The following is an 18,536-nucleotide window of genomic DNA, read 5'->3' as shown; positions in this document are numbered from 1 at the left end:
TCGCGCCGATCAATGGCGGCGCGATTGTCTGACCTCCCCGCCGCCGCCCGTGCGACCGGGCGGCAGTCTGCGCTCAATAGGGCTGGGCGATCGCCTTCAGCCCGGTGGCCAGCAGCGCCATTTTCTCAGCGGTCGGTGCATTGCGCAGTTCGAGCTGCGAGGCCGCGACGCTGGTTTCCACCACCGTCTTCACCCGCTCATAGCGCCGCGCCATGAAGCGCTCGAACGCCTGCTCCAGCGTCTCGGCCTGCGCGATGCATTGGCCGAGCACCACCGCATCCTCCAGCGCCATTCCCGCGCCCATGCCCATATGGGCGGTGGTCGCATGCGCGGCGTCGCCGATCAGCAGCGTGCGGCCCTTGTGCCAGATGTCGGGCACCAGGATCCAGTTGAACGGCCGGAAGATCAGCTTCGCGTCCGGGGTGAGGCGGCGGCGCAGCTCGACGATCGCGGGCGCGGTATAGCTTTCGAGCAGGCGGACATAATAGGCATATTCCTCTTCCGGCGTCATCCGCCGCAGCTCCGGCATGTCGACGACGGCGGGCACATAGATCATGCCCTGCGGCAGATAATAGAAGCCCACCCGACCGAGCGGGCCGTTATACCAGCCTTCCTCGACGATCTTCGGCCCCGGCGCCATCCAGCGGATGCTGACCTGCCCGGAATAACGCGGGCTGGGCGCATCGGGGAAGATCATCTCGCGGGTGCGGGATTTGATGCCGTCGGCGCCGATGACGAGATCATAGGTGCCCTCGACCCCATCGGAGAATTTCACCACCGCCCCGGCGTCGGTTTCGGTGATCGATTCCGCCGAAACGCCGATGCGGATGTTCACGCCCAGCGACCGGGCCTTGTTCTCCAGTATCTCCGCCAATTTGGGCCGGTAGATGCCGACCGGCGTCCTTGCGCCGGGCCAGTTCGGCCGGGCGGGGCCGGGGCTGATCATGTTGCCGGCGGCATCCGATTGCGACGCCGCGCGGGTGTCGGCCTCCCACGGCGTGCCGTTGGCATAGCATTCGTCGTAGATATCCAGATCGGCCAATGCCTCGGCGGCCCGGCCCGACAGCCCGAGCGAGGCGCCCTCCGCCCCGCCGACCAGCTCCACCAGATCGCATTCCACGCCCGCCTTGCGAAGCGCGATGCCCGCCGCAAGACCCGCGACGCCGCCGCCGATGATCGCTGCCCTTGAAACACATGCCATTTTTCAGAACTCCTTCAGGTCGAATATAGTGGTGCCGGATCGGCGGCGGACTGTCACTTCACGATCGGGGCGCGGCTTCGGGACCATGCAGCCAGACGCTGCGCCACAGCGCGTCGCCGCCCGATGTCACCACCGGCCCATGGCCGAAGCAGATGATCTCGAAGCTGTGCTCGGCCAGCCGGGCGAGGCTGCGCCGGGCCTCGTCGATATCCTCGTTCCCGGCGGTCAGCTTCATTCCGCCGCCGCGGTTGATCGTGGTGTCGGCGGCGAACAGGATGCCGCCCGCGCGGTTCCACAGGAACGCCAGTTGCCCGGCGCAATGCCCCGGCGCCGGGATGCTGGTGAAATCGTTGAGGAACGGCACGCCGTCATGGCCGTGCAGCTTATGGTCGACCAGCGTCGGCGGCACCTTGCGGATGATCCGCGAGATGATCGCCATCACCGCCCTGTTGCGCCAGCCCGGCGATGCCGTGCCGGGGCGGAAGCCGGTGCCCGCCTCGATGATCGGCGCGTCGATCGCGCTGGCATAGACCTTCGCACCCGTCAGGCGCTTTATCGCGGCGGCGCTGCCGATATGATCGGGATGGGCATGGGTCAGCAGGATATGCCGGATGTCCTCCGGCGCGACGCCCAGCTCCGCCAGCGCCTGCAAGAGCTTCTTCTCGCTGCCCGGAAAGCCGGTGTCGACCAGCGCATAGCCGTCATGCACCCGCAGCAGATAGATGTTCACCGGGCCGCGGAGGACAAACAGATCATCGGTGACTGGCGTGAACGGCATGCGGTTCCTCCGGTTCTGTCAGGCGGCGGCGGGGCCCTTGGGCCGCCTCCCCACCACCGTGCTCAACAGGAGCAGGCCCGCGACGACCGGCGCAACCCCGAAGATCAGCGAGACCCCGGCGCGCGTCAGCCCCGCGCCGAACAGCCAGCCCGCGAGCGTCGGGCCGAGGATGCTGAACACCCGTCCGATCCCCATCACGAAGCCGATGCCCGAAACGCGGCTGAGTGGCGGGAAGCTCGCCGCAACCGTCGCGAAGAAGATGCCGGTGCAGCCGTTGAGGAAGAAGCCGCAGGCGCTGGCCGCCACGATCACCGCCGAAAGATGGGGCGGAACCACGCCGAACACCGCGATCGCGATGCCGAAGCCGATCATCGCCGCGCCCGCCAGCGGCGCCGGGCCGAACCGCGTCGCCACCGCCCCGAACAACAGGCCGGAAAAGATGCCGACCACGCTCGACGCCGCCGAGGCGAGGCTCGCGGTCGAGGGGGAAAAGCCCATGTCGGCGATCAGCTGCGGCAGCCAGTTGATGAGATAATAGGCCGAGGTCGAAACCAGCACCTGGATCGCGACGAAGCGCAGCGTCGTCGCGATCAGCTCCGGCGTGAACAGCGCCTTGTAGGACGCGCGCTCCCGCGTCCTGCCCGGCGGCAGGTCCTGCACCGGCGCGCGGCCCAGCCGGGCCATCACCCGGTTCAGCCGCGCCAGCGCGTCGGCCGGACGGCGGGCGATGAGGAAGGCCGGGGATTCGGGTAGCGCGACGGCGACCACCAGCAGCACCATCGTGCCCGCGATCGCCCCGGACAGGAACACCGAATGCCAGCCGAAATGGCGGAGCAGGAGCGCCGCGACCAGCGCGCCGATGATCGAGCCGACCGGCAGGCCGACGGTCGTCGCCGCGATCGCGAACGGGCGCGACTTCGCATTGACGAATTCCGACGCGATCGTGGTCGTCAGCGGGACGAGCGTGCCGATGCCCATTCCGGTGAGGATGCGGCTGAACGCGAGCAGCGGGACCGAGAGCGACAGCGCCGACAGCAGCGACCCGACGATCGTCAGCCCGATCGCGCCTAGCACCGCCGGCCTGCGCCCGACCACATCGGCCAGCGGCGACAGGCCCAGCGATCCGATCGCCATGCCGATCAGCGCGGTAGACAGCAGGAAGCCGACCGTCGCCTTGTCCAGCCCCCAGTCCAGCGTCAGCGCCGGCGCGGCAAAGGCCATGGCGAGCAGGTCATAGCCGTCCAGCGCGGCGATCAGCACGGCGATGCAGGCCGCAACGATCTGCGGCCGGCTCATCGGCCCGGCGGCGAGGGGAGCCTGCTCCTCCTCGCCGGGGCCTGCCGGGGAAGCGATGCTCACCGCCGCCATGTCAGAACCGCGTCGCCAGGCGGACGCCGTAGGTCCGCGGCGTGGCGTCGATGCCCGCGATCAGGTTGGAGCCGGGGACCGGCGTGGCGTAGATCTGGTAGCGGTCGTTCTCGATATTGCGCACGAAGGCGGCGATCGACCAGCGGCCATCGGCCTGGCCAAGCGATATCTGCGCGTTGGAGATCCAGGTCGCGCCCTGCCGCTCCTCGGCGATATACTCGAAGCCCGTCTCGCGGCTCGACCGGTACTGGGTGTCGGCATCGATCGTCAGCTGCAGATCGCCCAGCGGAATAACCTGCTGCGCGGCGAGGTTGAGCGTCCATTTGGGCGAGTTGAACAGCCGCTTGCCCGAACAGTCCACGGTGAACAGCGCGCCGGTCGGCGTGACGTTGCAGCCGACGAACGGGCGGGCCGGAGTCTGGTAGACGAACGACTTGTAGGTCGCGTCGACATATTGCACCGCCGCGCGCAGCGTGGTGTTCGCCAGCGGCCGCGCCAGCGCTTCCACTTCCGCGCCCCGGATCGACGAGCGGCCGATATTGCGGGTGATGACGCCGACGCGCCCGGTGCCGTCGATGCCGAGGAAGCTCAGCTGCTGGTCCTTGTACTTCCAGTCGAACAGCTCGGCGTTGAGCTGGAAGCGGTTGCCGAAGAAGCGGTTCTTCATGCCGATCGTATAGGCGGTGATATTCTCCGGCGCATAGGGGGCGTCATTGTTGAAGCCGCCCGCGCGATACCCGGTCTCGGCGCTCGCATAGAGCATCGAGCTCGGCCCGACATCGAGCTCGACCGCGCCGCGCCAGGTGAGCTTGTCGGTCTTCGCCGACCCGGCGGCCGGGGTTTCGAGCAGGCGCACGATCACGCCCGGCGCGAAGGGCGCAGTCCCGCCATTGACCGCCGGACGGACCGGCTGCTCGCCGAAGGTCCGCGTATAGGGCATCAGCGGCATGGTCGGGCAGTTGGCGGGCACGGTGCAGCTCAGTTGCAGCGTCCTCGCCAGGCTGGTGAACGTCTTGCGGTCCTCGGTATAGCGCAGGCCGCCGGTGAAGCGCAGCCAGTCGGTCGCGTGAAAGGTCAGGCGGGCATAGGCGGACGGCGACTTGGTGGTGTAGCGGGCGGTCAGGAAATTGGCGACCGCGCCGGTCGAATTATGGGTGTCGTCGTCGATCCGCTCGCTGAAATAATAGGCGCCGAGGATATAGTCGATCCGCCGGCCGGGGTTGCTGACCAGCCGCGCCTCGACCGAATACTGGTCCGAATCCTGAAGGTTGCCGACATTCTGGCCCGACTGGACGTTGAAATTGTCCTTGCGCGCATGCCGCCATGCGGGAATCAGCGTCAGCGTGCCGATCGACGTCTGGAGATCGATCTGCGCATGGGCGCCGTAAATGTCGAAGTTCGAATAGGGCAGGCGCGCGAGCGGATCGAGGAAGCGGCCGGGCAGCGTGCCCGCCGCGCCGTTCGAGGTGCGATAGGCCGACGCTGCAGGCGTGGACAGCCCCTCGCCGGGCGCGAAGCCGGAGGGCGTCACGACGAACCGGCCCGCCGTCGCGTCGAACGCATATTTGCCGAGATAGGTCGCGCCGCCGGCAACCCCGCCCTGATGCGCATAGTCGGCGGAAAGGCGGACGGTCAGCGCGGGCGAGAGCTCCACCTTCAGCTGCGCGCGCACCGCGCCGGAATCGTCGGCGGTGGTGCCGTCGCGCAGATAACCGTCATGCTTGGTATAGCTGCCCGACAGGCGGAAGCCCGCATTGTCGCCCAGCCCGACATTGACCGCGCCCTCGGCGTTGATCGCATCGTAATTGCCGTAGGACGCCATCGCATAGCCCGAGGTTTCGCCGAGCTTCGGCTGCACCGGAAGCACGTTGATCGCGCCCGCCGTAGCGTTGCGGCCATAGAGCGTGCCCTGCGGCCCCTTGAGCACCTCGATCCGTTCGAGGTCGAAGAAATTGCCGACCGTCGAGCTGGAGCGCCCGACATAGATGCCGTCATAGTTGAACGCGGCGGCGGGATCGCTGCTCGGCAGAAACGAGAAATTGCCGACGCCGCGAATGAAGACCAGATTGCCCTGTCCGCCCGCCGCGACCTGCAGCGCCGGAACCGAGGTCAGCGCGCCGAGGCCGGTGGTGCCCGACTTGACGAGATCCGCGCCCGTCACGACCGACACCGGCACGGCGGCGCGCTGGAGATTTTCCCCGCGCTGCTGCGCCGTCACCACGATATCGACCAACCCGCCGTTATCGCCGGTCTCGACTGTCCCCGTTTCGCCGGCCCCGCCCGGCTGGGCCGTCTGCGCCAGCACCGGCGCGGGCACGATGGCCATCGCAACCGAAAGCCGAAGCAGGGTTTTGCAAGAAAAAATCGCCATAATCCACTCCCCTTCATCGTCCACGCCCGGCTATGACCGGCGGTGTTTCGCCACCGGGAGTATTGCTTGCGGGGGAAACGGCATAGATGGCAGTTCCGCCGGGTTGTTACCCAAGTGATATATAGCGCCCCGGCTCGGCCGACCTGCGGGCTGGATCGCCTGCGTACAGGGAGCACCATCGCCCACGATGTCGGACCGCCGGAATATTCCGCGGCGGGCGTCCACCGGCTGGTCGGCGCACCGCACCGGCTTCTCATGGCCTCAACGCCGCTTATGGCCCGATGCACCCGGATATTGTACAAGCTGGAACGACAGACGACCGGTTGCTTCGAAGGCATCATCACGGTCCGGATGACGCGGGGCCATGACACCGGGACTGCGCCTGTCGGCCGATGGCCGTCCTGTCCTTCCGGGATATTTTGCCGATACCCATCCGGCAACATCCTCGCCCGATCGGCTTTCCACAAGCGCAACCATGTGCCGATACCGCGAGGACCGAGACCATGCCGAAGACTCGACCTATCGGGGCCTCAACCGCACGTGAACTGACGATCAAGGTCCATAGCCCCGGTTCCAGCTTGGAAAGGACAGTTATCGATGGGAATGCGTCCGGGTTTTCGCCCCAGCACGTCGAAGTCGCGGACGACACGATCTACAAAGGCATCAGGGCACCCTGCTGAGGGCGCTGATGACCGCAATCCATATGACCTCGGAAAGGGATTGGAAGGCCAGATCATTGGTCAAAGCTGGCGATATCCACCGGGCAATCCTGGCCACGCCCGGATATCCGATTGGGTGGAGAAATGAGCCGGCCGGAAAAGCCCTGTGCGATACCAGGCATGTATCGCTCCGTCGATATTGCAATCTTCGCGATCCGGGGCGGCGGATTATCGTGCACGGGCGGAGGGCCTCCGCCCGCCGGGGATGCATCTTCCAAGGGCAGGCGGTAGAAACCCGCATCGGGACGAGGGCCTGCCGCCATCGGCCCGCACAAGGAACAGGACCATCCAGCGCCAGCCGGAAGGATCGAGGGGGAGGACAGACAATGAAACGCATCATCCGCCGCTGCATGCTGTCTGCGCCGCTGGCGGCATTGGTCGCCGGATGTGCAACGACCGGCCAGCAGGCGCAGGCCGGAGGCGGGCCCGAAAGCGCGCTCGTGCTCGACCATGTGACCGTGGTCGATGTCCGCGACGGCGGCCTGACGCCCGACCGGGCGATCCTGATCCGCGACGGGCGCATCGAACGGATCGCCGCCGCCGGTTCGATCCCCGCCGGAGATGCGCGCGTGGTCGATGCGCGGGGCCGCTATGTCGTCCCCGGCTATAACGACATGCATTCCCACAACATCAACAGCGCCAGCCCGGAAACCAGCCTGCCGCTGATGCTCGCCAACGGCGTCACCGGCTTCCGCCAGATGGTCGGCTCGGCCGAACAGCTTGCCGCCCGCGCCGCCGGGAATCCGCTCGTTCCCGCCGAAGGCCCCGCGCTGCTCGCGCTGCCCGGCCCGGTGCTGGCAGGCCCGGCGGTGGCGACGCCGGAAGGCATCAAGGCCGAGATCCGCAAGCAGAAGGCCGCCGGGGCCGACTTCATCAAGGTGGTCGACGCGCCCCACGACGCCTTCCTCGCCGGGGCGGACGAAGCCGAGGCGCTCGGCCTGGCCTATGCCGGACACATGCCCGCAACGGTGTCGCCACATGAGGCGATCCGGCACGGCATGGACGCGATCGAGCATATGGGGCCGACGATCAGCCTGCTGCTGTCCTGCTCGACCGACGAAGCGCCGATCCGCGCCATGATGGCGAAGGCGCCGCCGGCCGACGACCATCATATCGACTTCGGTCGCGACGCGGCGAGCCTCGCCCGGCTGACGGCCAATCCGGTGCTGCTGACCCCGCCGCAGGGCTACGCCCTCATAAAGCGCGTGCTCGCGACCTATGACGAGGCCCGGTGCAAGGCGCTGGCGACCGAGCTGGCGGACAGCCAGACCTGGGTGATGCCGACGCTGACGCGGCTGGAGGCGATGTATCTCGGCAACGATCCCTCGCTGCGCGACAACCCGGCGCTGCGCTATGTGCCGCCGCAATCGCGGACCCTGTGGCGCGAGGTGGGCGAGGATTTCGACGCCAAAGTGTCGTCCGACCAGCGCAAGACGCTGGCCGAGCTGTTCGACCGGCTGCGCAAGCTGGCGAAGCTGTTCGACGAGAGCGGTGTGAAAATGGCCGCGGGAACCGATTTCGGCGGTCAATGGCTGGTGCCCGGCCAGTCGCTGCATCATGAGTTCGACCTGCTGGCGGGCAGCGGGATACCGCCGCTCCATATCCTGCAAATGGCGACGCTCGACGCCGCCCGCTATCTGAAGCGGGAAGCGACGATGGGCACGGTGGAGGCGGGCAAGGCCGCCGATCTGGTCCTGCTGGACGCGAACCCGGTCGAAAGCGCGGACAATCTGCACAGGATCAGCGGCGTCGTGCGCGCGGGCCGCTATTATGACAAGGCGGCGCTGGACGCGATCAAGGAACGCGCCGCGGCGGCGTTGCGGTGACGGCCCGTCCGGCCCCTTTTTGAGCTTGCCATGAACGGAGGACATGTGACCCAGAACATCCACATCACCCGGTGGGGCAGCGCCGGCCCGCGCGTCGTGCTGGTGCACGGCGGCACGCAGGGCACCAGTGCGGCCGGGCACGCCAATTTCCGGGCGCAGGAAGCGCTGGCGGCGCAGGGGTGGCAGATCATCGTCCCCGACCGGCCCGGCCATGGCGCCAGCCCCGCGCCGGGGCGGCCCGACGATGCCGAGGCCGATGGCCCATGGGTCGCCGATCTGCTGGAGGACGGCGCGCATCTCGTCGGCCATTCCTTCGGCGGGCTGGTCGCGCTGGCGGCGACGGCGCGGCGGCCCGAAGCGGTCAGGTCGCTGGTGCTGATCGAACCCGCGCTGCTGAAGATGGCGGCGGGCAAGCCGGCCGTCCGCAAGGTGCTGCTGCGCATGGCGGCGGCCTTCATCCTCCCCTGGTCCAACGCCACCAGGGCGCGCAAGGTGATGGACCTGCTCGGCATTCCCGACGAGTTCGCGCTGACCAAGGCCGATCTGTCCAGCCTCGGCGCGTCGCTGAAGCAATGCCGCCTGCCATCGAAAGCTCTGATGACCGGATGGCTGGAAAGCGTCCGCAAGGCGGGCATTCCGCTGCTGGTGATATCGAGCGGCTCCAATGCCGCCTTCATGGAGACGGACGAGCTGGCGGCCGAGGTGGGCGGCGGCACGCACGCCATCTGCCCCGCGCCCAACCATTTCCCGCAATGGAACGAGGAAATGTTCAACGCGATGGTCGGCGATTTCTGGACGGCAGCCGAAGCGCGTATCCCGCCCAGGGCGGCCTGAGCGGGACGGCGCGGCCCGCCGGCGGATTCCGGCACGAGAAGGAGGAAGGCGATGACGGACGGCCCCACCCCTGTTTCCCGGCGGGAGGCGATGACCGGCGCGATCGGCATCGGCCTGTGCTGCGCGGCGGCTTCTCCGGGCAAGGCGGCGGCGGCGCAGGGCGCGGCGGCCGTTGCGGCTCCCGCCGCCGCCTCGACCAAGATCGACATCTACAACCATGTGATGCCGCGCCCCTATCTGGAGATGGTCCAGCGCGGCTATGCGAACCCCGGCATGGTCAAGCGCCTCACCGGCATCCGCGCGCTGTGGGACATGGATGCGCGGATCGAGATATTGAACGAATGGCCGGAGGTGGTGCAGGTCGTAACCCTCGCCACCCCTTCGCCGGAGGAGATCGCCGGGCCGGAGGAATCCCCGATGCTGGCGCGGCTCGCCAATGACGGCATGGCGCAGATCTGCGCCCGCCATCCGAAGAAATTTCCCGCCTTCGTCGCCGCGCTGCCGATGAACAATGTCGCCGAGGCGCTCAGGGAAATGGACCGGGCGATCGGGTCGCTCGGCGCGAAGGGCATAGAGATCAAGACCAATGTGGGCGGCCGCCCGCTGGACGATCCGGCATTCTTCCCGATCTTCGAGCGCGCCACCAATCATCATGGCGTGCCGATCTGGATGCACCCCGCCCGCTCGGCGGCGATGACCGACTATTCCGCCGAGGCCCGGTCGCGCTACGAAATCTGGCAGGTCATGGGCTGGCCCTATGAAACCACGGCGGCGATGGCGCGGATCGTCTTTTCCGGCATGCTGGACCGGCTGCCGACGATGCGGATCATCACCCATCATTGCGGCGGCATGCTGCCCTATTTCGCCGGACGGGCCGAAACCCTGTGGGCGCAGCTCGGCTCCCGCACGGCGGACGAGGATTACAGCCGGATATTGAAGACGCTGAAGCGCCCGTTCATGGACTATTTCAAGATGTTCTACGGCGACACGGTGCTCGGCGGATCGTCGTCGGCACTGCGCTGCGGGCTGGATTTCTTCGGCCCCGACCATATCGTCTTCGCCAGCGACTGCCCCTTCGATCCACAGGGCGGGCCGATGTTCATCCGCGACGGCATCCGCTCCGTCGAGGAGCTTGGCCTGCCGGATCCGGTGCGGCAGAAAATCTACGTCGACAATGCCCGCGCGCTGTTGCAGGCCCGGCCCGTTCGTGCGGACGCCGCGCCCTCGCCCGCGTAGAAAAGCTTCCTTCCGGGAATCGTAAGGCAAGGCGGAACGGCGAACCGGTTTCGCTCAACCCGGTTCGCCGTTCCGCGCATTCCCGAAGATCAGCAGCCCGCGCTTTTGCGGCATTCACCGGACGACGAGGCCCGGCCTCTTCGGCCGGGCCTCCCTCCCCGATCAGAACTTGACCGAAGCGCGCGCGCCGTAGGTGCGGGGCGCGGACGTGCTCGTCACCAGGAAGTTGGTGACCGGCGCGTTGGTCGCGAAGAAGGGCTGGCGTTCATTCTCGATATTGCGGACGAAGGCCGTGATCGACCAGCGCTCGTTTTCGGGCATGAACGAGATTTGCGCATTGCTGCGCCACATCGACGGCGCCCGCTGCGTATCGAGATAGGCAAAGGCGATATAGCGGCTGGTCTTGTACTGGGTGTCCCCGGCGATGACCAGCTTGTGATCGCCCAGCGGGATCGTCTGCTGGGCGGCGAGGTTGATCGTCCATTTCGGCGAATTATAGGCCTGGAACCCGGAGCAATCGACATCCAGCAGCAGCGGATCGGGATTGGGCGACACTGCGCAGCCGGTCAGCGGCGGCAGGCCCGTCGCGGGGCTTTGATAGACGAACGAGGTCGCCTTCGCGTCGAGATACTGGACATTGGCGCTGAGCAGCGTGGTCGGCGTGACGAGGAACTGGGATTCCGCCTCTACGCCCTTGATCTTCGAACGGCCGATATTCTTGGTCATGTTCGCGGTATTTCCCGCCGCGTCGAGGCCAACGAAATTGACCTGCTGGTCCTTATACTCCCAATAAAAGGCTTCCAGGTTGATCTGCACCCGGTTGTCGAAGAAGCGGTTCTTGGATCCGAGCGTATAGGCGGTGATATATTCCGGGTCATAGGTCGGAAAACCGGCCGCGCCCGAAAAACCGCCCGAGCGGAAGCCGGTCTCGACGCTGGCATAGAGCAGCGATTGCGGCGCCATGTCGAATTCGACCGCCCCGCGCCACGTCACCCGCTTGTTGACGAGGCGGTTGTTCTGCACGCGCTCGGTGCGGATGCCGATGGCCCCGCCGCCGACCGGCATGACCGGGGGAATCTGGCCCGCCGCCGGGAAAGGGAAGGGCAGATTGTTGAGATCGCTGTCGAATGGGAACAGCGGCGCATTGGGGCAGACCGGCGGCGTGCTCTGGCAGACGATGGTGCCCGCCGCGCCGGTCTCGGAAAAGGTCTTCTTGTCATGCGTGTAGCGCACGCCGCCGACGACCCGCAGCCGGTCCGACAGATGGGCGGTCAGCCGCGCGAAGGGCGCGAAGGACGTGGTTTCGAGCTTGTCGTGCAGCTGGGAGGCGAGCGCCGAGATATAGATGCCCTGCCTGCTGTCGATCTTCTCGTTATAATAAAAGCCGCCGATCGTGTAATCGAAAATGCCGATACGGTTGCCGGTCAGTCGCGCTTCGAGGCTGTACTGCTCGTCCGTCTCGTTCTGGCGGAACAGGAAGGCCGGATTGGCCGACACGAAATCGAGCTGCGAATTGCGATAGGCCGGGATCAGCGTGAAGGTGCCGAAGCCCGCATCATATTCGATTTCCGCGTTGAAACCGAAATGCTGGTTGTTGCGATAGGGATAATATTCCAGCGGCCCGACCGGGCTTCCGGCCGGACCGGCCAGCGCGACCCGCCGGAACGCCTGCGACGCATCGCTGTAGATGCCGTCGGCCTGAGAGCCGGTGAAGGGGATGAAGACATAGCCCCCCGGCCCGGTATACTGATAGCGGCCCACATAGCCGCTGCCCGTCCCGACGCCGCCCTGATCGGTATAATCGGCCGCCACGCGCACGGTCAGCTCCGGCGTCAGCTCGGCCATCATCTGGACGCGCAGCGCCCAGGATTTCTCGTCGTTCGTGCCGTCCCGGTAATAGCCGTCGCGGTCGATGACGTTGCCCGACACGCGCAGCGCGCCGTTGTCGCCCATCGGCACGTTGACCGCCCCCTCGGCGATGATTTCGTCATAATTGCCGTAGCTGGCCGTCGCATAGCCCGAAAATTCGCCGAGCTTCGGCCGCTGCGGGATGACGTTGATCGCGCCGCCGGTGGCGTTGCGGCCATAGAGCGTGCCCTGCGGTCCCTTCAGCACCTCGACGCGCTGAAGATCGAAGAAGCTGCCCTGCGTCGATGTGGGCCGGCCGATATAGACGCCGTCATAGTTGAAGGCGATGGCCGGATCGCTCACCGAAACGACGGTGAAATTGCCGACGCCGCGCATGAAGATGACATTGCCGGTGCCGAGCTTCTCGACGGTGACGGCGGGAACGAGATCGCCCAGACGCCCCGCATCGGTGATGCCCGCATCGACAAGATCGCCGCCGCTCACGACATCGACCGCGACGGCGGCGCGCTGGAGATTTTCCTGCACGCGCTGCGCGGTGACGACGATCGCCTCAAGGCCCCCGCTGCTTGCGCTGTCGTCAGCCGCCTGCCCTTGCGCGGACGCGACTTGCGGAATGGTCATGATGATCGCGGCGGTGCCCAGCAAAATCTTTCGCATGATCTCTCCCCCATTATATTTGAACGGCCTGTCGAACGCAGGTCTTCATGCCGACCGCGAAAGTCTAGCCCATCGTTTCTGTCGTCGAACGATAGTGGATTGGCCGCAGCGATATAAGTTAGTTATCGCAATGGCGCGTACGGCCCTATTGTATCGGACGGCAACCGAAAGCGGGGCGGCCTTCTTGAAAGCAATGGAAAAAGATGGCGTTGACCGCGATGCGATACTAAAAACCTATCGGATGCAGGAGGCGCAGGCGAGAAACGACCGGCCCCGCGGAAGAGGAGAGGCGAATGAAGCTTTCACATTTGCGCGATGTACTGGCGGTATCGGAACATGGCAGCCTGCGGGCGGCCGGGCGTCATCTGGGCATAGCCCAGCCCGCCATCACCCGCAGCATCCGCGATATCGAGCATGAGCTGGGCGTGCCCCTGTTCGAACGCTACGCCAAGGGGGTGCGCCTTACCGAGATGGGCCGCATCTTCGCCCGCCGCGCCGAGGCCATCCAGGCCGAGATGCGCCGCGCGGAGGAAGAGATAAAGCAGTTGAAGGGGCAGACCACGGGGCAGGTTTCGATCGCCCTTTCATCGGCGTCGAGCATCGCGCTGTGGCCCAAGGTCCACAGCTATTTCCGCAAGACCTACCCCGATGCGCTGCTCAAGATCTCGGAAAGCCTGTTTCCGGCGGCCGAACCGGAAATACTGGAAGGCAAGCTGGAGCTCTATGTCGGCCCGATTTCCCATGTCGGCGCGTCGCCGCGCCTTCTTGTCGAGAAGATTTTCGACAATGACCGGGTCGTCATCGCCCGCAAGGGCCATCCGCTGGCCGGCGCGACCAGTTTCGACGATCTGGCGGACGCCCATTGGATCGATACGACGCTGACGATGAGCCACAACACCACCCGCACCAGGGACATCGGCTTCGAGCAGTGGTTCAAGGAAAAGGGCATGCCGATGCCGAAGGTGGTCGTGCATGCCCGTTCGGTGCTCGTGACGATGCTGACCGTCGCCAATTCCGACCTACTGGCCATTCTCCCGCGCCAGTGGCTCGACTATGAACCGACGGCGAGCAACGTCGCCCCGCTCAAGATGTTCGCGCCCCTTCCCGCGCCGTCCGTTTACCTCGCCCGGCGCCGCGACCTGCCGCTGACGCCGATGGCCGAGCATCTGGCCGACCTGATCTGCCGCGTCGGCGGCAATTATGCGGAGCGCGCCAGCCCAGCCTGAGCGGCGGACGCGGCGGGGGCGTGCCCGGTGACGATGGCGAGGATATCGGCATCGGGCCATGCATCCCCGCGCCACGCGACATGCTGGTCCGGCCGGACAAGGGCGAGCCGCGCGCCGTAAAGCTCCGCGAAAGCCGGGTCGGGCAGGCGCAGCACCGTCAGCGGTATGCCGAGCCGTCCGGCCCCGGCGCCCGCCGCCGCGATATCGGCCTCGTCCGCATCCGCCATCGCCAGCAGCGTGAAGCCCGGCCCGAACAGATCGTAGAGCGAGCGGTCCCCGTCGATCCAGCGATGCGGCGCGAGGCACCCCGGAATCGCCTGCGGAACATAATCGCGCGAACGGACCCAGTCCTTCATCGTGCCGTCATCGACGATGACCGGCGACTGCTGGTAGCAATAGCCGAGCACGACGCCCAGCGCATAGAATTCGCTGGTCTTGTGCTTCCAGACCAGATCGGCGACTTCCCGCCGCGCCTGTTCGCCCGCGGGCGTCATCGCCTCCATTTCCGGCCGGAACAGGCGGTTGGGATTGAGGCTGTGGTTGGATTCGGCCTCGTCCAGCACATATTCATGCGCGAACCGCCGCTCCGCCTCATAGCTCGCGAGCAGGCCGGCCCCGCCCCAGCCCTGCAAGGTCGCGGCGATCTTCCAGCCGAGATCGACGCCGTCGGCAACGCCCATGTTCATCCCGAAGCCGCCGAACGGCGGATGGAGGTGGCAGGCGTCCCCGGCAAGGAACACCCGGCCCCGCGAATAGCTGTCGGCGAGCAGGCGGCTCGCGACCCATTCGTCGGAACTCAATATCTCATAGGGCAGGTCGATGCCGGTCGAGCGGCGGATCAGGTCGAGCGTCTCCTCATCGGTAAAGCGCACGCCTTCCGGGACCATGGTGGGCATGAAATACCAGAGATCGGGCTGGTCCATCGGCCCGATGAGGCTCGGCACGTCGCCGTTGATCTGCCAGTACATGATGCCGGGGCCGTGCCCGTGCGCCTCGGCCAGGCCGGCCGAGCGGAAGATCGTGTTGTAATTGCGGGACAGGCCGTAGGTGCCGATCATCTTCGCGCCGATCTGGTCGCGCACCGTGCTGCGCGCACCATCGGCGCCGACCAGATAGCGCGTTGCGACGATGCGCTCGGCGCCGCTTTCGACATCGCGGATGCGCACGCGGACGCTCCCGTCATCCTGATCGAAAGAAACGAACTCCTGCCCGAAGCGGATCCTCGCCAGCGGCAGCGTCGCGACATGGTTCCGCAGCACCTCCTCCAGCCTATATTGCGGAATCCACTGGCTGTGCTCCGAATAGCGCTCGTCCCGCTCGGGGCGGCAGTTCAGCGCATGCTCGAAGCGGGCGATCAGCGGCCCGGCCAGCCGCGTTACGAAAAGGATGTGCGAGGGATAGTCGATCCCGAACGGCGCGGCGTCGGCAAGGTCCTTCGCAATGCCCCAGCGGCGCAGATGCTCCCGCGTCCGCGTATGGGTGGTCTTGGCGCGGGGGGCATGGCCCGCCCGCTCCTGCCGCTCGATCAGCAGGCAGGAAATGCCTCTGGTCGCGAGCTCGATGGCGGTCGCCAGACCGACCGGTCCGGCCCCGACGATGACGACGTCCGGCTCGCTCGCGCGGGCGGGGTCTTCTGCGCTTTCCGGCTGTATCACCATGGTTCTCCGGGCTTCCTCGGCACTGTCATATGAGGACCGGACTCGATTTGCAGGATGACAGATGATGCCTTGCGATACCGCGCCAGCATCGCAACGCCCGGACCCGACCGATAGCCTTCCGGTATCGGCGGCGACAGGATTCCATCGCGACATCACGACAGATATCGGCACCTATCTGCCGCACGAAAGGGCTTTGCCCCTATCGATTGCCGTAATCCTATATGAAAGGCGGAGGAGCATACGCATGCGACTGACGGGCCATACGATCTTCATCACCGGCGGCAGTTCGGGCATCGGCCGGGCGCTGGCCGAGCAATTCCATGCGCGCGGCAATCAGGTGATCATCGGCGGGCGCCGGGCGAGCCTGCTCGCGGATATCGCCAATGCCCATCCCGGCATGGCCTTCATCCCGCTGGACATCGGCGACCCGGACAGCATCGCGGCGGCGGCGGCGCGCCTGCTCGCCGATTTCCCCAAGGTCAACATGCTGATCAACGCCGCGGGAATCCAGCAGGTCGACGATCCCGGCAGCGCGATCGACGACGCGGCGCTGACGGCGATGGTCGGCATCAACTTCATCGGCACGGTGCGCATGACCTCCGCGCTGATCGAGCATTTCAAGCGGCAGGACGAGGCGGCGATCCTCCATGTCTCCTCGATGCTCGGCTATCTGCCGCTGAGCCAGGTCTCCATCTATTGCGCCACCAAGGCCGCGCTGCATTCCTTCACCCTCGCCCAGCGCTATGCGCTGCGCGACACCCATGTCCGGGTGCGGGAGATCATCCCGCCCTATGTCCAGACCGACCTGCTGAACGGCAAGGCCGACGAACGGGCGATGCCGCTCGACCGGTTCATCCACGATACCATGGACGCGCTGGCGGGCGAGGCGGACGAGGTGATCGTGCCGGGCGCGCAGGAACGGCGCAACCGGCTGCGCGGGGACGAGATCGCGATGACGGCCGCATTCAACGACATGATGGGGACGATCTGATGGCGCGGCGCAGGGCGGGGGCCGCGCTGGCGCTGGCGCTTGCCGCCTGCATCGCCCTGCCCACCGCCGCCGCGCCACCGCCGCGCGAGGGGGCGGAATTCATCACGCTTGGCACCATGGGCGGGCCGCTGCCGAATCCGACGCGGGCGCAACCGGCCAATCTGCTCCGCACCGGCGGCCACAACATAGTGATCGACATCGGCGACGGCGCGGTGGGGCAGCTCGCCCGCGCCGGGGTTCCGGCTACCGGCATCGATGCGGTGATCATCAGCCACCTGCATTTCGACCATATGGGCGGCCTGCTCGCGCTGCTCGGCCTCTATCAGCAGATCGCCGTCGAACGGGAACTCACCATCTACGGCCCGCCCGGCACCAGGCGGATGGTGGAGGGTTTGCTGGCGGCGATGCAACCGGCGGCGGAGGTCGGCCCCGGCCTGCCCGGCTATGTCCCGCGCGTGCCCGGCGCGCTGGTGAAAACGGTCGAGCTGAGCGACGGCGACAGCTTCTCCCTCGGCACGGCGCGCGTGACGGTCGCCGCGAACACGCATTATTCCTTCCCCGAAGGCAGCGCCGAGGCGCGCCGCTTCCAGTCGCTCTCGCTGCGGTTCGACCTGCCGGACCGCTCCATCGTCTATACCGGCGACACCGGGCCGAGCGCGGCGGTGGAGCGGCTGGCCAAGGGCGTCGACCTGCTGATCTGCGAGATCGTCGATGTCGATGCGGCGATGGCATCGCTGCGCAAGGCGCGGCCTGCGATGACGGACGCGCAGCTGGCCGCCATCCGGCCGCATTTCGCCGACCAGCATCTGACGGCGGAAGAGATCGGCAAGCTGGGCGCGCGCACGGGCGCGAAGCATATCGTGATAACCCACAATCCCGGCTCCGGCCCGGAGGTCATCCCGATCATCAGGCGCTGGTATGCCGGGCCGGTCACGATCGCGAACGACCTCGACCGCTTCTGACCGCCCGGCCCTGCGTCTGATTGCGAAGGATGCCTTGCAAGCGGCGACGGAGCGCAATCAAATGGTTGCCCTTGGCCGGAAAATGCGCGACACGGCCGTCATGACGCGGGACACTGGCCAGAAGACGGGCGCGCAGGAAGAAAGAAAGGCGCGTGCCCCATCGGGGGGACGCAGGCTGACGGCGCGGCGCAAGCTCATCGACGCCGGATATGAAGTGATGGGCCGCAACGGTTTCGAGGGCAGCACGATCGCCGAAATCATCGAAGCGGCGGGCGTGGGGGTCGGATCCTTCTACAATCACTTCACGTCGAAGGAGGAACTGGCCCGCGCGATCTTCGCCGAGCGGGGCGAGGACCTCGGCGCCGCGCTGGAGCAGGCCGCGCTCGCTTCGTCCAACATCGCCGCGGCGACATGCTATGCTTTCCGCCGGTTTATCGAAACGGTCGAATCGGACAAGGTATGGGCAGCCTTCGTCGTCCAGCTTGAGCCGGTGCTGCCGATGATCGACGGCCTGCTGCGCGAGCATGCCCGCATCGCCATCGGCGCGGGTGTCGAACGCGGCACGCTCGATGTCATGAACATCGAAACCGCGATCACCGCCTTTCACGCCGTCATGATCGCGATCGCCAAATCGATGCTGGAAGGCGTGATCGATTCGGCCGAAGCGCACAAGGCATCACTGTTCGCCATGCGCATGTTCGCGATCAAGGAAGAGGAAGCGAAGCGTCTCGCCTCGCTTTCGATGGCGGAACTGCGCATCGAACTGAACCCCGAAAACCATTGAGATCAACGGCCGGCCGGCCCTGACGATCCGCAGTTTGCCGCCGGTTTTCAACGGTG

General features: G+C 66.6%; 13 protein-coding genes. 7 read left to right on the top strand and 6 right to left on the bottom strand.

The window, feature by feature from the left end:
- Positions 1-73: 73 nt before the first annotated feature.
- The 4 genes from GGR43_RS08435 to GGR43_RS08420 are packed head-to-tail and all read right to left on the bottom strand — an operon-like array spanning position 74 to position 5,718.
- Complete coding sequence (locus tag GGR43_RS08435; protein ID WP_188071541.1) at positions 74-1,201, bottom strand: FAD-dependent monooxygenase; 1,128 nt, start codon at positions 1,199-1,201, stop codon at positions 74-76.
- Positions 1,202-1,259: 58 nt separating this feature from the next.
- Positions 1,260-1,979 (bottom strand): MBL fold metallo-hydrolase, encoded by a 720-nt coding sequence (locus tag GGR43_RS08430; protein ID WP_188071540.1) that lies wholly within the window; start codon positions 1,977-1,979, stop codon positions 1,260-1,262.
- Positions 1,980-1,997: 18 nt separating this feature from the next.
- Positions 1,998-3,338: an MFS transporter gene (locus GGR43_RS08425; protein WP_188071539.1), complete on the bottom strand. Its 1,341-nt coding sequence runs from the start codon at positions 3,336-3,338 to the stop codon at positions 1,998-2,000.
- A gap of 10 nt (positions 3,339-3,348) precedes the next feature.
- Positions 3,349-5,718 carry a TonB-dependent receptor gene (locus GGR43_RS08420; protein WP_223177363.1) on the bottom strand — a complete coding sequence of 790 codons (2,370 nt, stop codon included), beginning with the start codon at positions 5,716-5,718 and terminating at the stop codon, positions 3,349-3,351.
- 1,045 nt (positions 5,719-6,763) lie between these two features.
- On the opposite strand from GGR43_RS08420, the gene GGR43_RS08415 reads away from it, so the two are divergent.
- The 3 genes from GGR43_RS08415 to GGR43_RS08405 are packed head-to-tail and all read left to right on the top strand — an operon-like array spanning position 6,764 to position 10,333.
- On the top strand, positions 6,764-8,263 hold the full coding sequence (locus GGR43_RS08415; RefSeq protein ID WP_188071537.1) for an amidohydrolase family protein: 1,500 nt from the start codon (positions 6,764-6,766) through the stop codon (positions 8,261-8,263).
- Between the two features lie 45 nt (positions 8,264-8,308).
- Positions 8,309-9,097, top strand: a complete 789-nt coding sequence (locus tag GGR43_RS08410; protein WP_188071536.1) for an alpha/beta fold hydrolase — start codon at positions 8,309-8,311, stop codon at positions 9,095-9,097.
- Between the two features lie 51 nt (positions 9,098-9,148).
- On the top strand, positions 9,149-10,333 hold the full coding sequence (locus GGR43_RS08405; RefSeq protein WP_223177362.1) for an amidohydrolase family protein: 1,185 nt from the start codon (positions 9,149-9,151) through the stop codon (positions 10,331-10,333).
- A gap of 162 nt (positions 10,334-10,495) precedes the next feature.
- On the opposite strand, the gene GGR43_RS08400 is transcribed toward GGR43_RS08405, so the two are convergent.
- Entirely contained in the window at positions 10,496-12,859 is a 2,364-nt protein-coding gene (locus tag GGR43_RS08400) for a TonB-dependent receptor (protein ID WP_188071535.1), read from the bottom strand.
- A 293-nt stretch (positions 12,860-13,152) separates the two neighbouring features.
- Between GGR43_RS08400 and GGR43_RS08395 the strand changes: the two genes are divergently transcribed.
- Positions 13,153-14,085, top strand: a complete 933-nt coding sequence (locus GGR43_RS08395) for a LysR substrate-binding domain-containing protein (RefSeq protein ID WP_188071534.1) — start codon at positions 13,153-13,155, stop codon at positions 14,083-14,085.
- Here the strand turns inward: GGR43_RS08395 and GGR43_RS08390 are convergent.
- On the bottom strand, positions 14,058-15,743 hold the full coding sequence (locus GGR43_RS08390; RefSeq protein WP_188071533.1) for an FAD-dependent oxidoreductase: 1,686 nt from the start codon (positions 15,741-15,743) through the stop codon (positions 14,058-14,060). The two genes, GGR43_RS08395 and GGR43_RS08390, sit on opposite strands and share 28 nt — an antisense overlap.
- A 244-nt stretch (positions 15,744-15,987) precedes the next feature.
- On the opposite strand from GGR43_RS08390, the gene GGR43_RS08385 reads away from it, so the two are divergent.
- The 3 genes from GGR43_RS08385 to GGR43_RS08375 all read left to right on the top strand — a co-directional run bounded on the left by GGR43_RS08385 (position 15,988) and on the right by GGR43_RS08375 (position 18,480).
- Positions 15,988-16,734 (top strand): SDR family oxidoreductase, encoded by a 747-nt coding sequence (locus GGR43_RS08385; protein WP_188071532.1) that lies wholly within the window; start codon positions 15,988-15,990, stop codon positions 16,732-16,734.
- Positions 16,734-17,696, top strand: coding sequence for an MBL fold metallo-hydrolase (locus tag GGR43_RS08380; protein WP_188071531.1), 963 nt, complete (start codon positions 16,734-16,736; stop codon positions 17,694-17,696). The genes GGR43_RS08385 and GGR43_RS08380 overlap by 1 nt, the downstream gene beginning before the upstream one ends.
- 100 nt (positions 17,697-17,796) lie before the next feature.
- On the top strand, positions 17,797-18,480 hold the full coding sequence (locus tag GGR43_RS08375) for a TetR/AcrR family transcriptional regulator (protein ID WP_188071530.1): 684 nt from the start codon (positions 17,797-17,799) through the stop codon (positions 18,478-18,480).
- Positions 18,481-18,536: the final 56 nt, after the last annotated feature.

It is taken from the genome of Sphingobium jiangsuense (assembly GCF_014196495.1).
Taxonomy (GTDB): Bacteria; Pseudomonadota; Alphaproteobacteria; order Sphingomonadales; family Sphingomonadaceae; genus Sphingobium; species Sphingobium jiangsuense.
Note: the sequence above shows the minus strand (reverse complement) of the source record. Positions and strands in the feature narration are given on the sequence as shown.